At 56.3% G+C, this 19530-nt stretch carries 18 protein-coding genes; 12 read left to right on the forward strand and 6 right to left on the reverse strand.

Going from position 1 to position 19530, the window contains the following annotated elements:
* Positions 1-6: 6 nt before the first annotated feature.
* From alg8 to yaaA, 3 genes are all read right to left on the reverse strand, one after another.
* A complete protein-coding gene (gene alg8 / locus ASC74_RS18785; RefSeq protein ID WP_442965796.1) occupies positions 7-1488 on the reverse strand; it encodes a mannuronan synthase in 1482 nt (493 codons plus the stop codon).
* A gap of 210 nt (positions 1489-1698) precedes the next feature.
* The gene (locus tag ASC74_RS18790; RefSeq protein ID WP_056743099.1) at positions 1699-3015 is read right to left on the reverse strand and encodes a nucleotide sugar dehydrogenase; all 1317 of its coding nucleotides are present in this window, start codon (positions 3013-3015) and stop codon (positions 1699-1701) included.
* An 807-nt stretch (positions 3016-3822) separates the two neighbouring features.
* Positions 3823-4602 carry a peroxide stress protein YaaA gene (yaaA, locus tag ASC74_RS18795; protein WP_056743101.1) on the reverse strand — a complete coding sequence of 260 codons (780 nt, stop codon included), beginning with the start codon at positions 4600-4602 and terminating at the stop codon, positions 3823-3825.
* A gap of 232 nt (positions 4603-4834) precedes the next feature.
* On the opposite strand from yaaA, the gene ASC74_RS18800 reads away from it, so the two are divergent.
* The 12 genes from ASC74_RS18800 (at position 4835) to cyoE (ending at position 16579) form a co-directional block, all read left to right on the forward strand.
* On the forward strand, positions 4835-5959 hold the full coding sequence (locus tag ASC74_RS18800; RefSeq protein WP_056743103.1) for a polysaccharide deacetylase family protein: 1125 nt from the start codon (positions 4835-4837) through the stop codon (positions 5957-5959).
* 337 nt (positions 5960-6296) lie between these two features.
* Entirely contained in the window at positions 6297-7691 is a 1395-nt protein-coding gene (locus tag ASC74_RS18805; RefSeq protein ID WP_046045946.1) for a PhoH family protein, read from the forward strand.
* A 237-nt stretch (positions 7692-7928) separates the two neighbouring features.
* Complete coding sequence (moaC, locus tag ASC74_RS18810) at positions 7929-8402, forward strand: cyclic pyranopterin monophosphate synthase MoaC (protein ID WP_033061025.1); 474 nt, start codon at positions 7929-7931, stop codon at positions 8400-8402.
* Complete coding sequence (moaD, locus tag ASC74_RS18815; protein ID WP_056743105.1) at positions 8399-8641, forward strand: molybdopterin converting factor subunit 1; 243 nt, start codon at positions 8399-8401, stop codon at positions 8639-8641. The genes moaC and moaD overlap by 4 nt, the downstream gene beginning before the upstream one ends.
* Positions 8642-8644: 3 nt before the next feature.
* On the forward strand, positions 8645-9097 hold the full coding sequence (gene moaE / locus ASC74_RS18820; RefSeq protein ID WP_046045949.1) for a molybdopterin synthase catalytic subunit MoaE: 453 nt from the start codon (positions 8645-8647) through the stop codon (positions 9095-9097).
* A 301-nt stretch (positions 9098-9398) separates the two neighbouring features.
* A complete protein-coding gene (locus ASC74_RS18825) occupies positions 9399-10175 on the forward strand; it encodes an ABC transporter substrate-binding protein (protein WP_056743107.1) in 777 nt (258 codons plus the stop codon).
* Positions 10176-10409: 234 nt separating this feature from the next.
* Positions 10410-10919 (forward strand): disulfide bond formation protein B, encoded by a 510-nt coding sequence (locus ASC74_RS18830; RefSeq protein WP_056743109.1) that lies wholly within the window; start codon positions 10410-10412, stop codon positions 10917-10919.
* Between the two features lie 816 nt (positions 10920-11735).
* Entirely contained in the window at positions 11736-12680 is a 945-nt protein-coding gene (gene cyoA / locus ASC74_RS18840; protein ID WP_056743111.1) for a ubiquinol oxidase subunit II, read from the forward strand.
* A gap of 3 nt (positions 12681-12683) precedes the next feature.
* Complete coding sequence (gene cyoB / locus ASC74_RS18845) at positions 12684-14714, forward strand: cytochrome o ubiquinol oxidase subunit I (RefSeq protein WP_056743113.1); 2031 nt, start codon at positions 12684-12686, stop codon at positions 14712-14714.
* 3 nt (positions 14715-14717) lie between these two features.
* Positions 14718-15344 (forward strand): cytochrome o ubiquinol oxidase subunit III, encoded by a 627-nt coding sequence (locus ASC74_RS18850; RefSeq protein ID WP_056743115.1) that lies wholly within the window; start codon positions 14718-14720, stop codon positions 15342-15344.
* Entirely contained in the window at positions 15345-15680 is a 336-nt protein-coding gene (gene cyoD / locus ASC74_RS18855) for a cytochrome o ubiquinol oxidase subunit IV (RefSeq protein ID WP_033061037.1), read from the forward strand.
* Positions 15681-15691: 11 nt separating this feature from the next.
* The gene (gene cyoE / locus ASC74_RS18860) at positions 15692-16579 is read left to right on the forward strand and encodes a heme o synthase (protein ID WP_008147631.1); all 888 of its coding nucleotides are present in this window, start codon (positions 15692-15694) and stop codon (positions 16577-16579) included.
* A gap of 87 nt (positions 16580-16666) precedes the next feature.
* Here the strand turns inward: cyoE and ASC74_RS18865 are convergent, their stop codons facing one another.
* The 3 genes from ASC74_RS18865 to ASC74_RS18875 form a co-directional block, all read right to left on the reverse strand.
* Complete coding sequence (locus tag ASC74_RS18865) at positions 16667-17350, reverse strand: hypothetical protein (RefSeq protein WP_056743116.1); 684 nt, start codon at positions 17348-17350, stop codon at positions 16667-16669.
* Positions 17351-17511: 161 nt separating this feature from the next.
* Positions 17512-18696: an ATP-binding protein gene (locus ASC74_RS18870; protein ID WP_056743118.1), complete on the reverse strand. Its 1185-nt coding sequence runs from the start codon at positions 18694-18696 to the stop codon at positions 17512-17514.
* A 161-nt stretch (positions 18697-18857) separates the two neighbouring features.
* On the reverse strand, positions 18858-19136 hold the full coding sequence (locus ASC74_RS18875) for a DUF3077 domain-containing protein (protein WP_056743120.1): 279 nt from the start codon (positions 19134-19136) through the stop codon (positions 18858-18860).
* Positions 19137-19530: the final 394 nt, after the last annotated feature.

A 19530-nucleotide genomic window follows, 5' to 3' on the forward strand; every position in this document is an offset into this window, starting at 1 on the left:
GTTCGGTCAGACCATCATCAGCAGCACAGCAACAAAAATGCTGCCGGCGGAGAAGGTCATGGTCCGAGACGACCAAGTGTTGAACCAACCTTGAAAGCTGGCGAGATCACGGGTCAGGGAAGTGGGCTGGCGAGTCCAGGACTGTCTGTCGAGGCGGAAGAACACGTAGATCTTCACCAGCGCGCCGACGATCTGGTTGTAATAGAGAATCGCCGGGTAGGCCGGGCCGATCGTGTGACCGGACAAAGACAGCAGCACGGTCAGGATCAGGCGGGTAATGCCGATCCACAGCAGGTAAACCAGGATGAACGCGATGCCGTACTTGAAGCTGGCGATGAGCGCGACAGTCAGGCCCAGCAGCGATGTCCACATCGACACACGCTGGTCGAACAGCACCACCGAAGTGAACAGACCGAGACGTTTCATCCCCAGGCCCAAGGCGCGGGAGTTCTGCCGCAGGTTGTTGCCGTACCAGCGGAACATCAGTTTGCGACTGGCTTTGATGAAGCTTTTTTCCGGCGGGTGTTCCACGGTGTGAATCGCGGCGTCCGGCACATAAAACGTGTCGTAGCCCAGGCGCATCAAGCTGAACCAGCTCGACTTGTCATCACCGGTGAGGAACTTGAAGCGACCCAGGCGCCAGTGTTGCAGCGAGTCGCTTTCCACGTCGGCGATGAAGTCCGGGTTGGTCACCACAGTGGCGCGGAATACCGACATCCGCCCGGTCATGGTCAGCACGCGCTTGGACAGGGCCATCGAGCACATGTTGATGTGGCGTTGGGCGAAGCGCAGTTTGTGCCACTCGCTCATGATGTAGCCGCCACGCACTTCGCAGAACTCGTTGGTGGTCAGGCCGCCGACATTGCCGAACATCTGGAACCACGGCACGGTCTTGAGCACGACGCCTTCAGCGAGCACGGTGTCGCCATCGATCACTGCAACCACTGCGCGGTCGTCCGGCAGGTGGCGGGAGATGGCGCGGAAACCATAGGCCAGGCCGTCGCGCTTGCCGGTGCCGGGAATGCGCACGAAGTCGAGCTTGACGCGAGCCGGTGGATTCATTTTGGCCCAAAGGCTTTTCACCAGCTTCTCATCGGACATTTCCACGATGGAGCAGACCATGGTGGTCGGCAGGCCGCAGTCGATCGCTTCGCGAATCACCGAGGCGTAGACCTGGGCGGTGGTCAGCGCGTCGATACGAAAACTGGTGACCATCAGAAACACATGGGACGGGTCTGCCGCTTTACCCAGCTTGCGCACTTTGCGCCGCAGGTGCGGGTAGACCACGTACAGAAACAGCATGCCGCGCAAAAAGTGCGTGGCACCCATCGAGTAGCGCCAGATACCGACGATACCGATCAGGAAGATGAAGTCCTTCGACTCGGAGTCGAACGTGGACGCAGGCAACGCCATGGCGATGCCCATCAAAATACTTAAGTAAAACAGCCAACCGGCGGCCTGTAGTAGGCCGTGCTTTAGCCTGTGCATAATCTGCATCCGTCTCTATCTCGGGCGAGCCTGTGGGGTGGCCCGATGGGGTTAAGGCAGGCTTACGAAAACTGGCGACATCCGTTCTGGATGACGCCAGAAATCCTGTAGGAGCTGGCGAAGCCTGCGATCTTTTGATCTTTCGCTTGAAACTCAAGTGGACCTGGAAAGATCGCAGCCTCGTTTCACTCGACAGCTCCTACGACCGCATTACCAGCAGATGCCTTCAGTCCGGCCACTTACGCTAGTGGCCTGGGACATGAAACCGACCAGGTCGATCACTTGCTTGCCGTGTGGAGCGTTCTGCGCCAGGGCGCGGAATTTCTCGTCACGGTTGCCGAGGATGATCACGTCGGAGTTGTTGATCACTTCGTCGAAATCGGCGTTGAGCAAGGACGAGACGTGAGGGATCTTCGACTCGATGTAATCCTTGTTCGCGCCGTGGACACGGGCGTATTCGACGTTGGTGTCGTAGATGCTCAGGTCGTAGCCCTTGCCGATCAGCATTTCCGCCAGATCAACCAGCGGGCTTTCGCGCAGGTCGTCAGTACCGGCCTTGAAGCTCAGACCCAGCAGGGCGACTTTGCGTTTGCCATGGCTGGTGACGATGTCGAAGGCGTTCTGCACCTGGGACTCGTTACTGCGCATCAGCGAGTTGAGCAGCGGTGCTTCCACGTCCAGGGAACCGGCGCGGTAGGTCAGGGCGCGAACGTCCTTCGGCAGGCAGGAACCGCCGAACGCGAAACCAGGGCGCATGTAGTACTGGGACAGGTTCAGCGTCTTGTCCTGGCAGACCACTTCCATCACTTCGCGGCCATCGACGCCGACAGCTTTGGCGATGTTGCCGATCTCGTTGGCGAAGGTCACCTTGGTGGCGTGCCACACGTTGCAGGTGTACTTGATCATCTCGGCCACTGCGATGTCCTTGCGGATGATCGGAGCGTCGAGTTCTTCGTACAGCGATTGCAGAATGTCGCCCGAAGCCTTGTCGAACTCGCCGATAACGGTCATTGGCGGCAGGTCGTAGTCGGCGATCGCAGTGCTTTCACGCAGGAACTCAGGGTTCACTGCAACGCCGAAGTCGACACCGGCTTTCTTGCCGGAGCAGTCTTCGAGGATCGGGATCACTACGTTTGCCACAGTGCCCGGCAGTACGGTGCTGCGAACCACGATGGTGTGACGGGTTGTCTTGTCACGCAGGACAAAACCGATCTCGCGGCACACGGCTTCGATGTAGTTCAGTTCCAGGTCGCCGTTCTTCTTGCTGGGCGTGCCGACGCAGATCATCGACAGGTCGGTGTCGCGAATCGCCTCGGCGAAGTTGGTCGTGCCGCGCAATTTGCCCGTCTCGATACCCTTCTGCAGAAGCTCGCCCAGACCCGGTTCAACGATCGGCGATTTACCGGCGTTGATCATATCGATTTTGTCTTTGGCAACATCGACGCCAACGACGTCATGGCCCCGTGCAGACAGGCAACCGGCACATACTGCGCCGACGTAACCCAAACCAAATATGCTGATGCGCATCGCAATTACCTCTGTGTTTATCAAGCCATTACATGGCCGGAGTTAATGGTGTTCAGCGGTTGTAGTGCACTCGGAAGTGCGCCTTAAAGGCGTCACGATGCCGCGTGCAGGCATATAAGTTCCGAGTGTCTAAATAAGTGCACTCAAGATGTGCGCAACTAGGCTTTTATTGTTATGGCGTGCCCTGTTATGCAGCAGGTCTTCTAATCAGAAGACATTCGTGCAAAGGTCTTGCGCGCTCAAAGCCAGGCCAGAAGCCCGTAAATCAAGCGGTTGGGTGCTCGGGTGAGCACGTTTATAGGGGCGCAGCCTTGGCCTTGTAGGGGATATTTGTGATGCTTAATCTCCTGTCCTTCATGTGTTGCCCAAATCAGGGATCAGTCAGCAGAAGTTAATGTGACAACTTCACTACGTGAATCTCTTCTCTGCGTAAGTTATCTCGTACAAGCTCAGAGAGAATGGTTACCGGTGGTATGAGCGACGCATCTGGACATAGTTCCTGTCCGCCCATCGCGATTTCTGAAATTTCTTGAAATATTGAAAAAGATGGCACTGCTTTCATATTGATAGCAACACCTGTTTCGCCCTTGATACATAGGGTTATTGTCGGATTAGATAGTTATGTGCCACTACCGATAAAAAAAATCAGTGCCACTACTGAAAAAAATCAGCAAAGTCGAGTGAAACTAAAGTTAGAAAGTCGAGTGATTGATTTTTGACGTCAGTAAAGTGACGGGCGGGGCGGGGAATTGTTGGACGATTGGACGTGGCGCACGACCGTTAATGAGGCGTGCGCCAACCGGGTGTTTACTCGGGGGCGTGATCGCGCAGGAACACCAGATTGTCCGGTTTAGACTGCTCGGTGCTGTAGCGATAACCTTGTACGTCGAACTGCTTGAGGGCTTGCGGGTCGTTGATGCGCTCTTCAATGACGAAGCGACTCATCATGCCGCGGGCCTTTTTCGCGTAGAAGCTGATGATCTTGTACTGGCCGTTCTTCAGATCCTTGAAGTCGGTATTGATGATGCGCGCGTTCAGGGCGTTGCGTTTGACCGCCGAGAAGTACTCGTTGGAGGCCAGGTTCAGCAGCACGTCATCGCCTTGGTCGGCCAGGGCTTCGTTCAACCATTCGCTGATCCGTGTGCCCCAGAAGGCATACAAGTCCTTGCCACGGGCATTCGCCAGTTTGGTGCCCATCTCCAGTCGATACGGCTGCATCAGGTCCAGTGGGCGCAGCAGGCCGTACAGGCCGGACAACATGCGCAAGTGCTGCTGGGCGTAATCGAAATCGGCCTCGCTGAAGGTTTGAGCATTCAACCCGGTGTAGACGTCGCCCTTGAAGGCCAGCAGTGCCTGCTTGGCGTTTTCCGGAGTGAACGCGGGCGTCCAGCTGCCGAAACGCGCGGCGTTGAGCCCGCCGATCTTGTCGGAGACGTGCATCAACTCGCTGATTTGTGCAGGGGCCAGCTCGCGCAACTGCAGGATCAGCTCCTGGGAATGGTCGAGGTATTGTGGCTGGGTGAAGCGCTGGGTCGCCGGCGGTGTTTCGTAATCGAGGGTCTTGGCGGGGGAAATCACCATCAGCATGAAGTCGTCTCCTTTAATCGTGGGGGCGATTCTAGGGGGTTGTCCTTGTTGACTCCAGCTATGAGCGTCATAGGTGATCGGTGGTGTCATGGAACAAGATCGCAGCCTCGCTTCGCTCGACAGCTCCTACAGTGCGCGTACATCTGTAGGAGCTGTCGAGCGAAGCGAGGCTGCGATCTTTTGATCTTCCCGCGATATAGTGCCGCGCGGGTTTTGTTATGGAGACATCCCATTGCGTATCGTTTTTCTATTCTCGGCCTGGCTGTTGAGCTTCGGTGCCATGGCGGCGGCGGGCGATGTGGCGACGCTTGATCGCAGCACCTGGCCTGAACGGCTCAACAGCCCGACCCTGTTTGATGTGGCATCACGGGCCGAGATCCTCATGTTTTCTCGCGTCCTGTTGGCCAGCGAATCCCTGGATGAAGTGAGCCTGGCCCAGCGCCTGGGGTTGCGCACGGTCAATCTGGAATCGATCAACAACCTGCGCCAGCGCATGTGGCAGCGACTGCTGACCAACTACAACTACGCCCAGCAGAGCTGCGATCAGGATGCCTCCTTCTGTTTCCTGGTCGAGGACATGGACACCCTGCGCCAGCAAGCCGCCAAGTTTCAGGTCAGCGATGAGAGCTACTACATAAAGTGGGCCGAACCGAGCCGACTGTTCCACGCCCAGTACCTGGACGAGCAATTACGCAAGGCAGCGCTGTTTCCGCAAACCAGCAGCGAAGTCGATCGTTTTGGCGACTATGAGCGCAACGGCGATCAGATGCATGACCGGCTGTTTTTGCTGACCTTCGACAGTGCCGCCAATACCGCGCCGGATAACACCGCCTGGGCCACGGAATACCTGCGCAAGTCGAACATGAACGGCACGTTCTTCGTTCTGGGCAAGGACATCCAGGCCCGCCTGGCCGATCGTTCGGTAGCCAGCCTGCAAGCGACGTACTCGAAGCAGTGCATTGGCGCGCAAGGCTGGGAATTTCGCTCCCACAGCCACTGGCAGGACTGGCAGGATTCGGTACGACGCAGCGCCGAACTGGTCAAAAGCAAACTGCCCGAGAACTACGTGCCATTGTTTCGGCCGCCCGATGGTCAGCGTCGGTCTGACGCTGAAGGATTTTTCAAATCCCAGGGCTTGCAGGTGGCGCTGTGGGATATCGATGCCCAGGACGGTGCGGGCAAGCTAAAAGCCAATCAGAGCGCGCAACGGGTGTTGAGCCTGATGTTGTTGTGGCGCCACGGGGTGATCAACTTCAACGTGAAGCAGGATGCACTGAAAACGGCGATGCCCTGGCTCATCACGCAAACGGCGCAAAGCGGAATCGGCTGGGAAGACTGTCAGGACGCGTTCCGCTGAAAACGACGAAAGGCCGTAAACATTGGGGGAGGGGTGGTTTTGGGCGAGAATTCGGTGCAGGCGGACTTCCGACTTTAACGGGGTGATGGCAATCCGCCTAGTGCTATTGGTCACTCTGAAAAATAAACTTCAAAAAAACGTCAAAGTACTTTTTTCTGTCACAGGTTTTGGAGTATTACGAAGACAGACCGCCGAAACCTGCAACACAGGTGGCGTCTTCCAAGACCCCAATTTGTGTGCAGTTCACTTGAATCCTCGCAGGTGAATTCGGTGGCCACTTCGAGGCGCAGCACTGTAACGGTATTGCGTCGACTGGCTCCCACAAAGGTGACCGAGTATGGATGATCACGGACGTAGTTCTTCCTCCAACCAGCCAATCCTTTATGTACTCGATACCAACGTATTGATTCACGATCCAAACGCCCTGCTTAACTTCGAAGAACACCACGTCGCCATCCCGATGACCGTGCTTGAGGAGCTCGACAAGCTCAAGAGCGGGCATCACAGCGTGGCTGCGGAATGCCGTCAGGCGATTCGCCTGATCGACAAGACCTTGGGCGATGCCAGCCCCGAAGATGTCGAACTCGGTGTGCCGATCCAGCGCGGCAAGAGTGGGCCCAAGGGTTTGCTGTCAATTCTGATGAGCAAACGTGCCGAACCGAACATCATTCTGCCCGAGCACCTGAACGACAACATCATCATCAACCAGTTGATCGACCTGCACGCGCGCGAACCAAAGCTGCCCGTGGTGCTGGTCACCAAAGACATCAACATGCGCCTCAAGGCCCGGGCTTGCGGGATTGCGGCCGAGGACTACAGCACCGACCAACTGGTTGACGACGTGTCGCTGCTGCCCAACGGTTATCACAACATGACCGGTTCCTTCTGGGACCGTGTGAGGAATGTCGACACCCGTCAGGACCATGGCCGCACCTGGCACCAGGTTCAGCTGATCGACAACCTGCCGGCGGTACACGTCAACGAGTTCATCATCGATGAACAGGGCTTTGTCGGCTGGATCAAGGAGATCGAGGAAGACAAGCTATTGATTCTCGACCTGCATCAGGAACCCCTGTTGCACCAGGAAGCCTGGGGTCTGAAACCGCGTGACATCTATCAAAGCCTGGCGCTATACGCCTTGCTCGATCCGGATATCCACCTGGTCAACCTGACCGGGGCAGCAGGTTCCGGTAAAACCATCCTCGCACTGGCGGCGGCGATCGAGCAGACCATGGTCAGCAAACGCTATCGCCGGATCATCGCGACCCGTAGCGTGCAGGGCCTGGACCAGGAGATCGGTTTCCTGCCCGGCACTGAAGCGGAAAAAATGGAGCCTTGGCTGGGCGCGATCACCGACAACCTCGAAGCCTTGCACATGGATGACGAAAACACCCATGGCAGCGTCGATTACATCCTCAGCAAAGTGCCGTTGCAGTTCAAATCGCTCAACTACATTCGAGGCCGCAGCTTCCAGCAGAGTCTGATCCTGATCGATGAATGCCAGAACCTCACGCCGCACCAGATGAAAACCATCATCACTCGTGCTGGCGCCGGTTCCAAAGTGGTGTGCCTGGGTAACCTGGCGCAGATCGACACTCCTTACCTGTCCGCGACCAGTTCCGGGCTGACGTACCTGACAGAACGCTTCAAGGATTTCCCCAACGGTGTGCACATCACCCTGCAAGGGGTGCCACGTTCGATTCTGGCCGAATACGCCGAATCGCATTTGTAACCTTCACCAAAGCCGGGCGGCCTCACAGGCCGCCCGGTTTTTTTATGCCCAACACCAATCCCTTGTGGGAGCGGGCTTGCTCGCGAAAGCGGTGTGTCAGCCCAATTTATGTTGACTGAAACGCCGCCTTCGCGAGCAAGCCCGCTCCCACAAGGGTTATGTGGTGGTTTGATAATCAAACGTGCGGAATTTTGACCCACAGGTTTACAATCGGGGCTCCTGATCAGGAGTATCCCTGTGCTGACTCATCTCGATTCCCAAGGTCGCGCCAATATGGTCGACGTCACTGAAAAAGCCGTGACGTTCCGTGAAGCAACGGCCCAAGCGCTGGTGCGCATGCTGCCCGAAACCCTGCAGATGATCGTCAGCGGCGGTCACCCCAAGGGTGATGTGTTCGCCGTGGCGCGTATCGCCGGTATTCAGGCCGCGAAGAAAACCAGCGATCTGATCCCTCTGTGCCATCCGCTGCTGCTCACCGGCGTCAAGGTCGAACTCAGTGCTGAAGGCGACGACACCGTGCGCATCGTCGCGCGCTGCAAGTTGTCCGGACAAACCGGCGTGGAGATGGAAGCCCTGACCGCCGCCAGCGTCGCGGCGCTGACTATCTACGACATGTGCAAAGCCGTGGATCGCGGCATGACTATTGAAAGCGTGCGCCTGCTGGAGAAACTCGGCGGCAAGAGCGGCCATTTCCAGGCGGATCAACCATGAACGTCACCGTGAAGTTTTTTGCCCGTTACCGTGAAGCGCTCGGCGTTGATTCGGTGAAGGTTGAAGGCAGCTTCACCACCGTCGACGATGTGCGTGCACTGTTGGCCCAGCGAGACGGTGCCGAAGTGTTGAGCGAGCAAAACTTGATGTGCGCCCGCAACGAAGACCTGTGTCAGCTCGATGAGCCGGTGAGCGATGGCGATGAAGTGGCCTTTTTTCCGACCGTGACCGGAGGCTGAGCCATGGCGATTCGCGTGCAATCCACGGCGTTCGATCCGGGGGCTGAAGTCAACGCCATGCATGCCGCCAATGTGGGCGTCGGTGCTGTGGTGAGTTTTGTCGGCTATGTTCGCGACTTCAATGACGGACTCGACGTCGCCGGGATGTTCCTTGAACACTACCCGGGCATGACCGAAAAAGCCCTCGCCAAGATCGCCACAGAGGCCGAGCAGCGCTGGCCGCTGCTCAAACTTGAAGTGCTGCATCGCATCGGCGCCCTGGAACCGGGTGAACCGATCGTCTTCGTCGGCGCCGCCAGCGCCCACCGCCAGGCTGCGTTCGACGCCTGCGCCTTTGTCATGGACTACCTGAAAACCCGCGCACCGTTCTGGAAGAAAGAAAACACCCCTGACGGGTCGCGTTGGGTTGAAGGGCGCGACAGCGATCATGCGGCGGCGGATCGCTGGAAGCAGTAAACAGCCAGTTAGTTCTTCATTGACTGTCAGTCCGCCTTCGCGAGCAAGCCCGCTCCCACATTTAATCTCCATGCAACGCAGATCTAATGTGGGAGCGGGCTTGCTCGCGAAGAGGCCATCCGCATCACCCCATTTCCCACTGATTCACCTCCCGACCATCGGCGGCCACATCTTCAAGAGCCCCGATTGACGGCTCATACATAAAAGTCCAGTATGGAATTATAAGTACAAAAAAGGCCTTGCCCGTTTCTGCTCTTTCTTCTGTCTTGCCAAACCAACAACAACCCGCGAGAGAACGAACATGAAGAAATTCCCCCTCATCACCGGTCTGGCCCTGAGCCTGTTGGCGTGCAGCAGCCTGTTCGCCGCCGATAAAACCCTGCGCATCGGCATCGAAGCGGCTTATCCACCGTTCGCGTCCAAAACCGATAAAGGTGAGATTGTCGGGTTCGACTACGACATCGGCAATGCCCTGTGCGCGCAGATGAAGGTCAAGTGTGTCTGGGTCGAAGGTGAGTTCGACGGTCTGATTCCTTCGCTCAAAGTGAAGAAAATCGACATGGCGCTGTCGTCCATGACCATCAACGAAGACCGCAAGAAGTCGGTGGATTTCACCCACAAGTACTACTTCACCTCATCGCGTCTGGTGATGAAGGACGGTGCGGTCGTGGATGACCAGTACGCCAGCCTCAAGGGCAAGACGGTCGGTGTGCAGCGCGCCACCACTACCGACCGTTATGCCACTGAGGTTTTTGAACCGAAGGGTATCAACGTCAAGCGTTACGGCAACAACGAAGAAATCTACATGGATCTGGCTGCCGGTCGCCTCGATGCCATCTTTGCCGACACCATCCCGCTGAATGACTTCCTGACGATGCCGCGTGGCAAGGGTTATGCCTTTGTCGGGCCGGAGCTCAAGGATCCGAAATACGTGGGCGAGGGCGCCGGGATTGCGGTGCGCAAGGGCAACACTGAGTTGGTCTCCGAGCTGAACACGGCCATCGACGGCATTCGCACCAGTGGCGAATACCAGAAGATTTCAGAGAAGTACTTCAAGTCTGATATCTACGGCGACTGAGCAAACGCATCGCCAGCAGGCTGGCTCCCACTTTGGAATGCATTCAACTGTGGGAGCCAGCCTGCTGGCGATGCGGTCGTGGGATCATGCAAATCTCTGGAAATAGCCCGAATTTAATCCCTTCTTAACCGGCTCGTCGTCTATTCCCCGATACCCCGCTGTGCGCGCCGGACTCTCAAAGGTCAGGGTCAGCGTGTAGACTTCTGGGCAATCGATATTTAGAAGGGAAACGCAATGAGCGAGGAAACGATGCGGTTGGGCCGTGAACGGCGCTATCTGGTGTTGCTGGGCATCATCTGCCTGGGGCTGATCGGTGGTGCGCTGTACATGCAAATTGTTCTGGGCGAGGCGCCATGCCCGCTGTGCATCCTGCAGCGTTATGCGTTGCTGCTGATCGCGCTCTTCGCGTTCATCGGCGCGGCCATGCGCACCCGCCGCAGCATCACAGTATTTGAAACCCTGGTGGTGATCTGCGCCCTGGCAGGCGTCGGAGTAGCCGGGCATCACGTCTATACCCAGTTCTATCCGGCGGTCAGCTGCGGCATCGACGTGCTGCAACCGATTGTCGACGGTTTGCCTCTGGCGAAGATCTTCCCGCTGGGCTTCCAGGTCGACGGCTTCTGCTCCACGCCATACCCGCCGATCCTCGGTTTGTCGCTTGCACAATGGGCGCTGCTAGCCTTTGTGCTGATCGTGGTGCTGGTGCCGCTGCTCACTTCGCGTAACCGCAAAGCCCTGCGCTGAAGTCATCCGCCGCATCGCTGCACACAAAAAAAAACGCCCGGGCCCTCGTTGAGGGGGCCGGGGCGTTTTGCATTTCAGGGCACAGGTTAAATGACCTTGATGCGCGACAAGTATGGGTGTGGCACGTGTGCGACATGTTGTCACAGCGGGAGTGTCGCAAGGCATTTCAGGGCGCCGAATTGGTACATGACTACGCAACAAAATTGGCCTGTTTTAGCGTCTGGCAACTTCAACCCAAAAAATCCGGAACAGGCAGTTTTAACAGGCCTTGGCGAATTGCCGAAGCCCTTGTCACATGGGGGCTTTGGCAGGGTCGAAGGAGGGTGCAGCGCCTTCGATACTGTCTGAACTGCCTGAGGTAGACCTACAATTTTTGGTGTTTTTGTTGAGAATTAATTTCGATACCATGGCGCACTTTTGCAAATACCGTGAATGATTGTTGCTGGAATGGATAAAAATTATTTCGGGATGAGACATGGTTTATAAAACGTTACATATCTACAATCGCCCGCACTGAATTCCCGGCACTGCTCATCCCTGAGCAGGAATAGGGCGTCGAGAGGCCGGTTGGCTTCATGCGACTCCCAGGTGTCGGTGCCTTCCAACTATCCGCACCAAATGGAATTGGTCTGTAACAAGGCCTTTGACCACGAATTCGAATAAGAACTCAACGCTGGCCCAGGATTTGTCGAACAGCGTCTGACGCGCGACGGGCAGCCACTTATTCAATCCAAGAAAAATGCCAACCCTTGGCAGGGTGAAGTGTTGGCGATCAAAACCCAACTGCATTGCGCAAGCTGCTTTAGAGGTCGTGAGATGAGTAAAAACAGGTACCCCAGACTACTAGGCTTATTGCCGCTGATCGGCACGTTGTTGCTGTCAGGCTGCAACATGACCTTGCTCGATCCCAAGGGCCAGGTTGGCCTGGACGAGCGAAACCTGATCATCACCGCAACGCTGCTGATGCTGTTGGTCGTGGTTCCGGTCATCATCATGACCTTCCTGTTCGCCTGGAAATACCGCGCGTCCAACACCGACGCCGTCTACACGCCGAAATGGTCGCACTCCACCAAGATCGAAATCGCGGTGTGGGCTGTTCCAGTGCTGATCATCATTGCCCTGGGTTACGTCACCTACAAGTCGACCCACGCGCTGGATCCTTACAAGCCGCTGGAATCCGACGTCAAGCCAATCACCATTGAAGTGGTCGCGCTGGACTGGAAGTGGATGTTCATCTATCCGGAACAAGGCATCGCCACCGTCAACAAGATCGTGTTCCCGGCGCACACGCCGATCAACTTCAAGATCACTTCCGACTCCGTGATGAACTCGTTCTTCATCCCGGCCCTGGGCGGCCAGATCTACGCGATGGCCGGCATGGAGACCAAACTGCACCTGATCGCCAACCAGAACGCTGAAATGGACGGTATCTCCGCCAACTACAGCGGCGCGGGTTTCACCGGTATGAAGTTCAAAGCTATCGCCACCTCTCAGGAAGATTTCGACGCCTGGGTCAGCGAAGTCAAAAAGGCACCTAAACAGCTTGAAAAAGCTGAATACGAAGCCCTTTCCAAGCCAAGCCAGAACAACCCAGTCGAGCTCTACTCCTCGGTCACGCCGAACCTGTTCCAGATCATCGTCGACAAGTACGAAGGTATGAATCCGGGCAAGCCGATGCACCACGAGAAGAAAGAGCACGAAATGGCCGCCATGGAAGGGATGGACATGAGTTCGCATTCAGCTGCCGGGGCAGAGGAGTAAACGATGTTTGGTAAATTAAGTTGGGAAGCGGTCCCGTTCCACGAACCGATCGTGATGATAACCATCGCCATGATCGCGCTCGGTGGTCTGGCGCTGTTCGCTGCAATCACCTATTTCAAGAAGTGGACCTACTTGTGGTCCGAGTGGCTGACCTCGGTCGACCACAAGAAAATCGGCGTGATGTACATCGTCGTTGCCATGGTCATGCTGCTGCGCGGTTTTGCCGACGCCATCATGATGCGTACCCAGTTGGCCATGGCCACCGAGGGTTCGCCTGGCTACCTGCCGCCTGAACACTATGACCAGATCTTCACCGCTCACGGTGTGATCATGATCATCTTCATGGCGATGCCATTCTTCACCGGCCTGATGAACCTTGCAGTGCCGCTGCAGATCGGCGCGCGTGACGTTGCCTTCCCGTTCCTGAACTCCTTGAGCTTCTGGCTGCTGGTTTCCGGCGTGGTGCTGATCAACCTGTCCCTGGGCGTCGGCGAATTCGCCAAGACCGGTTGGGTTGCCTATCCGCCGCTGTCGGGCCTGCAATACAGCCCGGGCGTGGGGATGGATTACTACATCTGGGCGCTACAGCTATCCGGGTTGGGTACGACGCTGACGGGGGTCAACTTCCTGGCCACCGTGCTGAAAATGCGTACCCCGGGCATGAAGCTGATGGACATGCCGATCTTCACCTGGACCTGCACCTGGGCCAACGTCTTGATCGTGGCCTCGTTCCCGATCCTGACCGCTACCCTGGCACTGCTGACGCTTGACCGTTACATGGATTTCCACATTTTCACCAATGAACTTGGTGGCAATCCAATGATGTACGTCAACCTGTTCTGGGCCTGGGGTCACCCCGAGGTTTACATCCTGATTCTGCCGGCGTTCGGGATCTTCTCCGAAGTCATCTCGACCTTCACTGGCAAGCGTCTGTTCGGCCACCACTCGATGGTCTACGCATCGGGCGCGATTTCGATCCTGGGCTTCATGGTCTGGCTGCACCACTTCTTCACCATGGGTTCGGGTGCCAGCGTCAACGCCTTCTTCGGTCTGGCGACGATGCTGATTTCGATCCCGACGGGGGTGAAGCTATTCAACTGGCTGTTCACCATTTACCAAGGGCGTCTGCGTTTCACCAGCCAGGTTCTGTGGACCCTGGGCTTCATGGTGACCTTCGCCATCGGCGGCATGACCGGCGTACTGTTGGCCATCCCGGGTGCGGACTTCGTCCTGCACAACAGCCTGTTCGTGATCGCTCACTTCCACAACGTGATCATCGGCGGCGCGGTATTCGGCTACATCGCCGGCTTCGGCTTCTACTTCCCTAAAGCGTTCGGCTTCAAGCTGCACGAAGGTTGGGGCAAGGCAGCGTTCTGGTTCTGGATCTCGGGCTTCTTCGTCGCGTTCATGCCGCTCTATGCACTGGGCTTCATGGGCATGACCCGTCGTCTGAACGCCACCACCAACCCTGAGTGGGTGCCGTACCTGTACGTCGCCATGTTCGGTGCGGTGATGATCGCGGTCGGTATCGCCTGCCAGCTGATTCAGCTGTACGTCAGCGTGCGTGATCGCAACAAGCCGGAAAACATGTGCGAACACGGTGACCCGTGGAATGCACACACGCTGGAATGGTCGACCTCGTCGCCACCACCGTTCTACAACTTTGCCGTGCTGCCAAAAGCAGACACCATCGATCCGTTCACCGAAGCCAAGGAAAACGGTACCGCGTACAAGGCTCCGGCCCGTTACGAACCGATCCACATGCCAAACAACACCGCGACCGGTGTGGTCATGGGTGCTCTGTTGACCGTGTTCGGTTTCGCGATGATCTGGCACATCTGGTGGTTGGCCATCGTTGGCCTGGTTGGCACCGTGGGCTACTTCGTGATCCACGCTGCCCGCGATGATCAGGGCTATATGGTGCCGGTCGACGTGATCGAGCGCATCGAAGCCGAGCAGCACAAGCGTCTGGTAGCGGCCGGGAAAGTTCCAGCCACCGCCACCCGTGTTGAAACCTCGTTGGAACAGGCTTAAACCATGTCGAACTTAGTGACCACTGCTGGACACGCCCATGGCACGGACCATGGGCACGACGACCATCACCACGACTCGGGCGAGATGACCGTATTCGGTTTCTGGCTCTACCTGATGACCGACTGCATTCTGTTTGCGTCGATCTTCGCGGCGTACGCGGTACTGGTTAACAACGTAGCGGGTGGCCCGTCGGGCCACGACATCTTCGAACTGCCATACGTACTGGGCGAAACCGCTCTGCTGCTGTTCAGTTCGATCACCTACGGCTTCGCCATGCTGGCGTTGTTCAAGGGCAAGAAGAACCAGGTACTGGGCTGGCTGGGCATGACCTTCCTGTTCGGTGCCGGCTTCATCGGCATGGAGATCAACGAGTTCCACATGCTGATCTCCGAGAGCTTCGGTCCTAGCCGCAGCGGCTTCTTGTCCGGGTTCTTCACCCTGGTCGGCACCCACGGTCTGCACGTGACCAGCGGTCTGATCTGGATGGCGATCATGATGTACCAGGTGCAGAAAAACGGCCTGACGGCGACCAACAAGACCCGTCTGAGCTGCCTGAGCCTGTTCTGGCACTTCCTGGACGTGGTGTGGATCTGCGTATTCACCGTTGTTTATCTGATGGGGACTATGTAAATGGCTAACGCTCATTCCCACGATAGCCACGACGCCAGCCACGGCAGCGTCAAGTCTTACGCTATCGGTTTCATTCTGTCGGTGATCCTGACGGTCATTCCTTTCGGCCTGGTGATGTACCCATCGCTGCCGAAAGCCCTGACCCTGTGGATCGTACTGGCCTTCGCAGTGATCCAGGTGCTCGTGCACCTGGTGTACTTCCTCCACCTGGACCGTTCGGCCGCGCAGCGTAACAACGTGATTGCGTTTGTCTTCGCTGCACTGGTCATCGTCCTGTTGGTAGGCCTGTCGCTGTGGATCATGTACAGCATCCACACCAACATGATGGCGCACTGAGGAAAGTCCGGATGTCCTTTAAGCACTTTATCCAAATCACCAAACCGGGGATCATTTTCGGTAACGTGCTTTCTGTGGCGGGCGGATTTTTCCTGGCCTCGAAAGGGCATGTCGATCTGGCCATTTTCCTGGCCGCCATGATCGGCACGTCGCTGGTGGTGGCTTCCGGTTGCGTGTTCAACAACTGCATCGACCGCGACATCGACCTGAAGATGGAACGCACCAAAAACCGGGCGCTGGTCCAGGGCTTGATCTCCCTGAAACTGGCCCTGGCGTTTGCGACCGTCCTGGGTGTTTTCGGCGTTGCACTGTTGTACAAAGTGGCCAACCCGTTGGCCGCGTTGTTCGCGGTGATCGGCTTTGTCATCTACGTCGGTTTCTACAGCCTGTACCTCAAGCGCAAGTCGGTTCACGGCACGCTGGTGGGCAGTCTGTCGGGCGCCATGCCGCCGGTGATTGGCTACGTCGCTGTGACCAACAGCTTCGACATGGCCGCACTGACGTTGCTGGTGATGTTCAGCCTGTGGCAGATGCCGCATTCCTACGCCATCGCGATCTTCCGCTTCAACGATTACCTGGCCGCATCGATTCCGGTGTTGCCGGTGAAGCGCGGGATTGAAGTGGCGAAGAAGCACATCCTGCTCTACATCCTGGCGTTCCTCGTGGCGACCTTGATGCTGACCTTCAGCGGCTACGCCGGCATGAGCTACCTCGCCGTCGCCGCGGCCATGGGCATGTACTGGTTGTACATGGCCTGGACCGGCTACAAGGCAGTGGATGACACGGTCTGGGCACGCAAGCTGTTCGTGTTCTCGATCTTCACCATTACCGCGTTGAGCGTGATGATGTCGCTGGACTTTAAAGTGCCGAGTGAGCTGTTGCTGACGTACGCGCCTTAAGATTCAGAGGCTGCATTGAAAAGCCCCGCCTTCGAGAGAAGCGCGGGGCTTTTTATTGGGTGTGATTCAGGTGATTCAGAACTGGCTTTACTTCTTGCCAGATGATCCACATGACCTTTCTCCGCAGGAAGATTTTTTCATGACTTCATCCTCCGACCAATCGGTTGGATTGCAATGAAGTCCTTGTTTGTAGTTTTCCTGTATGAAGCGGATGAAGCGCTCTGCCTGGGAAGGAGGAGTGATGTAGCCCTCTTTCGCCGGGCCTTGCGGCACCCGAAGCCAATACTCAGCGGGAACGTTCACAGGGCAAGATCCAAAGTAGTAAAACAAATCGGCTATCAAGACGTACTGACCAAAAATGTCATCATTTAGGTGCTTTTGACACGGCTTATTAATTGCCCAGTGGTGCGGGTTTTTGATCTGTTCGAAATGAGAGGGCTCAGATGCTCCGGGTACCAAGGGACGGTAGATGCTGTCCCCGACTCTTCTGATAGGATCCGTTGAATTGGCGCACGGGATTTTGTCTTGAAAGCGTGGGTCGGCGAAGTAGTCGCGCATATGGAGTTTTTCGCCAACCCGCATCAAGTAAACGAGCCGCTCTTCACCTACAGGGTCACGATTCAGGTCAACTGAAGTGAAGCCAGCAATCCATTGGCCTTTACCCTTGGATTTCCTCATATACGGTTTACAGGTAGCCAGTGTGAGCGTATGGCCGAACGGGTTCGGCGCAAACCCAGAGTCATGGGTCATCTTGTAGCTGAACACTTCCATCAATGCCTCCTGCTTGTTCAAAGGAAGATCATGTCATCTGGGAAAGCGCCGTATGGCATCTGGGAAGTATCTAAAGCCCCGCTCTTCTAGAGATGGTGGGGCTACTTTTCGGAATTTCTGGCGGCAAACCCCCGAGCCTGTTGCGCTATTGGTAGTCTCACCTACTGAGGTGGTGCTGCGGTAACCCTCCTCATGAATTCGTCAAAAAGCGGTACTGTGAAAGCGATTTGCGCATATTCAGGGCTGTAGATCATTCCTTTCTTGATCAAGCTGTCCCGTACTGGGCCTAGGCTTGTTGCAGTTCGACCCAAGGCTGTCGCTACATCCGCTGAGCGTTGGGGTCCTTCGCCTAACTCAGCCAAACAACGCATGTAATCCCGCTCAGCAGGAGTCGTTCGGTCAAAGCGAACCCGGAAAAATGACTCATCGAGCTTTCGAATGCTTTCAACGGTGGCAGTGCGAGCATCCTGTTCAGTGATGGTTTCTCCTTCAGCTAAATTCCATGCGGTATAACCCCATTCCTGAAGAAAGTAGGGGTAGCCGTGTGTTTTATCGTAGATCTCTTTTAAAGCCTCTTCAGATATAGCTGCACCTTCGTCTTCTACCGGATCGCGGATTGCTTTCCAGGCATCAACTTCTAACAGCGCACCTAAACGGGGGAATTCAAATAGTCGCTCAGCGTAGCTTTTGGCATCACCGGCTTGTCCAGCCAACTGAGGGAGGCCAGCGCCAAAAAGGATCAAAGGCAAGCCAGCCTGGTTAATGGCGTGCATACCACGAATCAGTGCGCCCAGTTCGTCTTTGGAAAGGTACTGCAATTCATCGATCAGAATGGCTACAGGTTTGCCTGCGTCTCTGGCAGCCTCTCCAGTTGCGATTAAGACGTCTCTCAAATCATCTTCAAGGTTCCCGCTGTCCGCATAGCCGGCTTCGGAATCACCCCCCAAGGTAACCTCCGCACCACCTGCGGCAATGGTGATATTGCCGATAAAACTACGGAGTACCCGGATACCTTTTTTTACCGCCTCGACAGTATTTTGCATCCGATCTAAACGCAGTAGTAAACGACGCAGCACGGGTATCAGCAGCTGCTTAAGCTCTGCTCCATCGTGGGCCTCCTGCATTTCGGCGAGATAGTCCAGACTGACTGCGCGATCCTTGATTTGATTCAAAAGCACAGTCTTCCCGACCCCGCGCAAGCCCAAAATCATCAGGGATTTCGCGTGTTTTCCACGCTTGGTGCGCTCCAGTGCGGTTTCAGCAGTTCCCAGCACCTCGGAGCGTCCCGCTAGCTCTGGTGGTGACACACCTGCACCAGGGTTGAACGGATTGATGTTTTTATCCACGTCTTGAGCTCATAGGAAGATATAGGTAGTTATAGTGATAATTAACTATAACCGCAAATAAGTGGCTAGAAACCTCAAAGGTACACAGGCTGAAAGCCAGTCAACATTTGTAACTCTGCACTAAAAGCCCCGCGTTTCGAAAGAAGTGCGGGGCTTTTCGTTTAGGTCTGGTTGTTACCCGGTGCGTCGAGCACCTTCGCCACGTCATCGATGATCGCTTTGCTCATGTCCTGCAAAAAATGCGACGCCCAGGCATGGCGGTCGGTGTCTCGGATCATGGCGGCGTCTGATGCGAGAAGTTTGGCGATATGGAGCAGGTCGGAGGCGTGAGAGAGGGCTTTGATCACCGGGACACCGGCATTGATGCGAAATAGCGGTTGGTTGGCGTGGTAGGAGAAAGGGGTGAAACCGATGGTTTTCAGGTCTTGGGGATTGGTCATTGGGCACCTCCAGTGGTTGGGCGCTGGTGGGGGATGACCGGTGGAGCAGAGGTGCAGATTTTGGACGGATCAATAACGTGCATGAGCAAACTCCAGAACCAAAGTAGAGCTGCCACGTTCGTTATCAGGCGAATGGGTGGCAGCTATGCGCAGGCTGATAAACCGGTATGCACGACCCGGCAGACCCGAAGGTCTCCCGCGCACAGCCGCCATTGCACGAGTTTGCAGACATAAAAAAACGCCTGCAATCGTGATTTGGGCGCTGGTACGCGCGCATATTACCGGGTTATCAGGCCCGGTCGCTGAATTGGCAGCGACAGCCTCAAACTATCGGGCATTTTCAGAAGCCGCAATCGTAGCGATCTGGTGGCTTGTGAGCATGTCAGGCGACATA

Origin of the sequence: Pseudomonas sp. Root329 (assembly GCF_001424925.1) — a bacterium.
Lineage (GTDB): Bacteria > Pseudomonadota > Gammaproteobacteria > Pseudomonadales > Pseudomonadaceae > Aquipseudomonas > Aquipseudomonas arabinosi.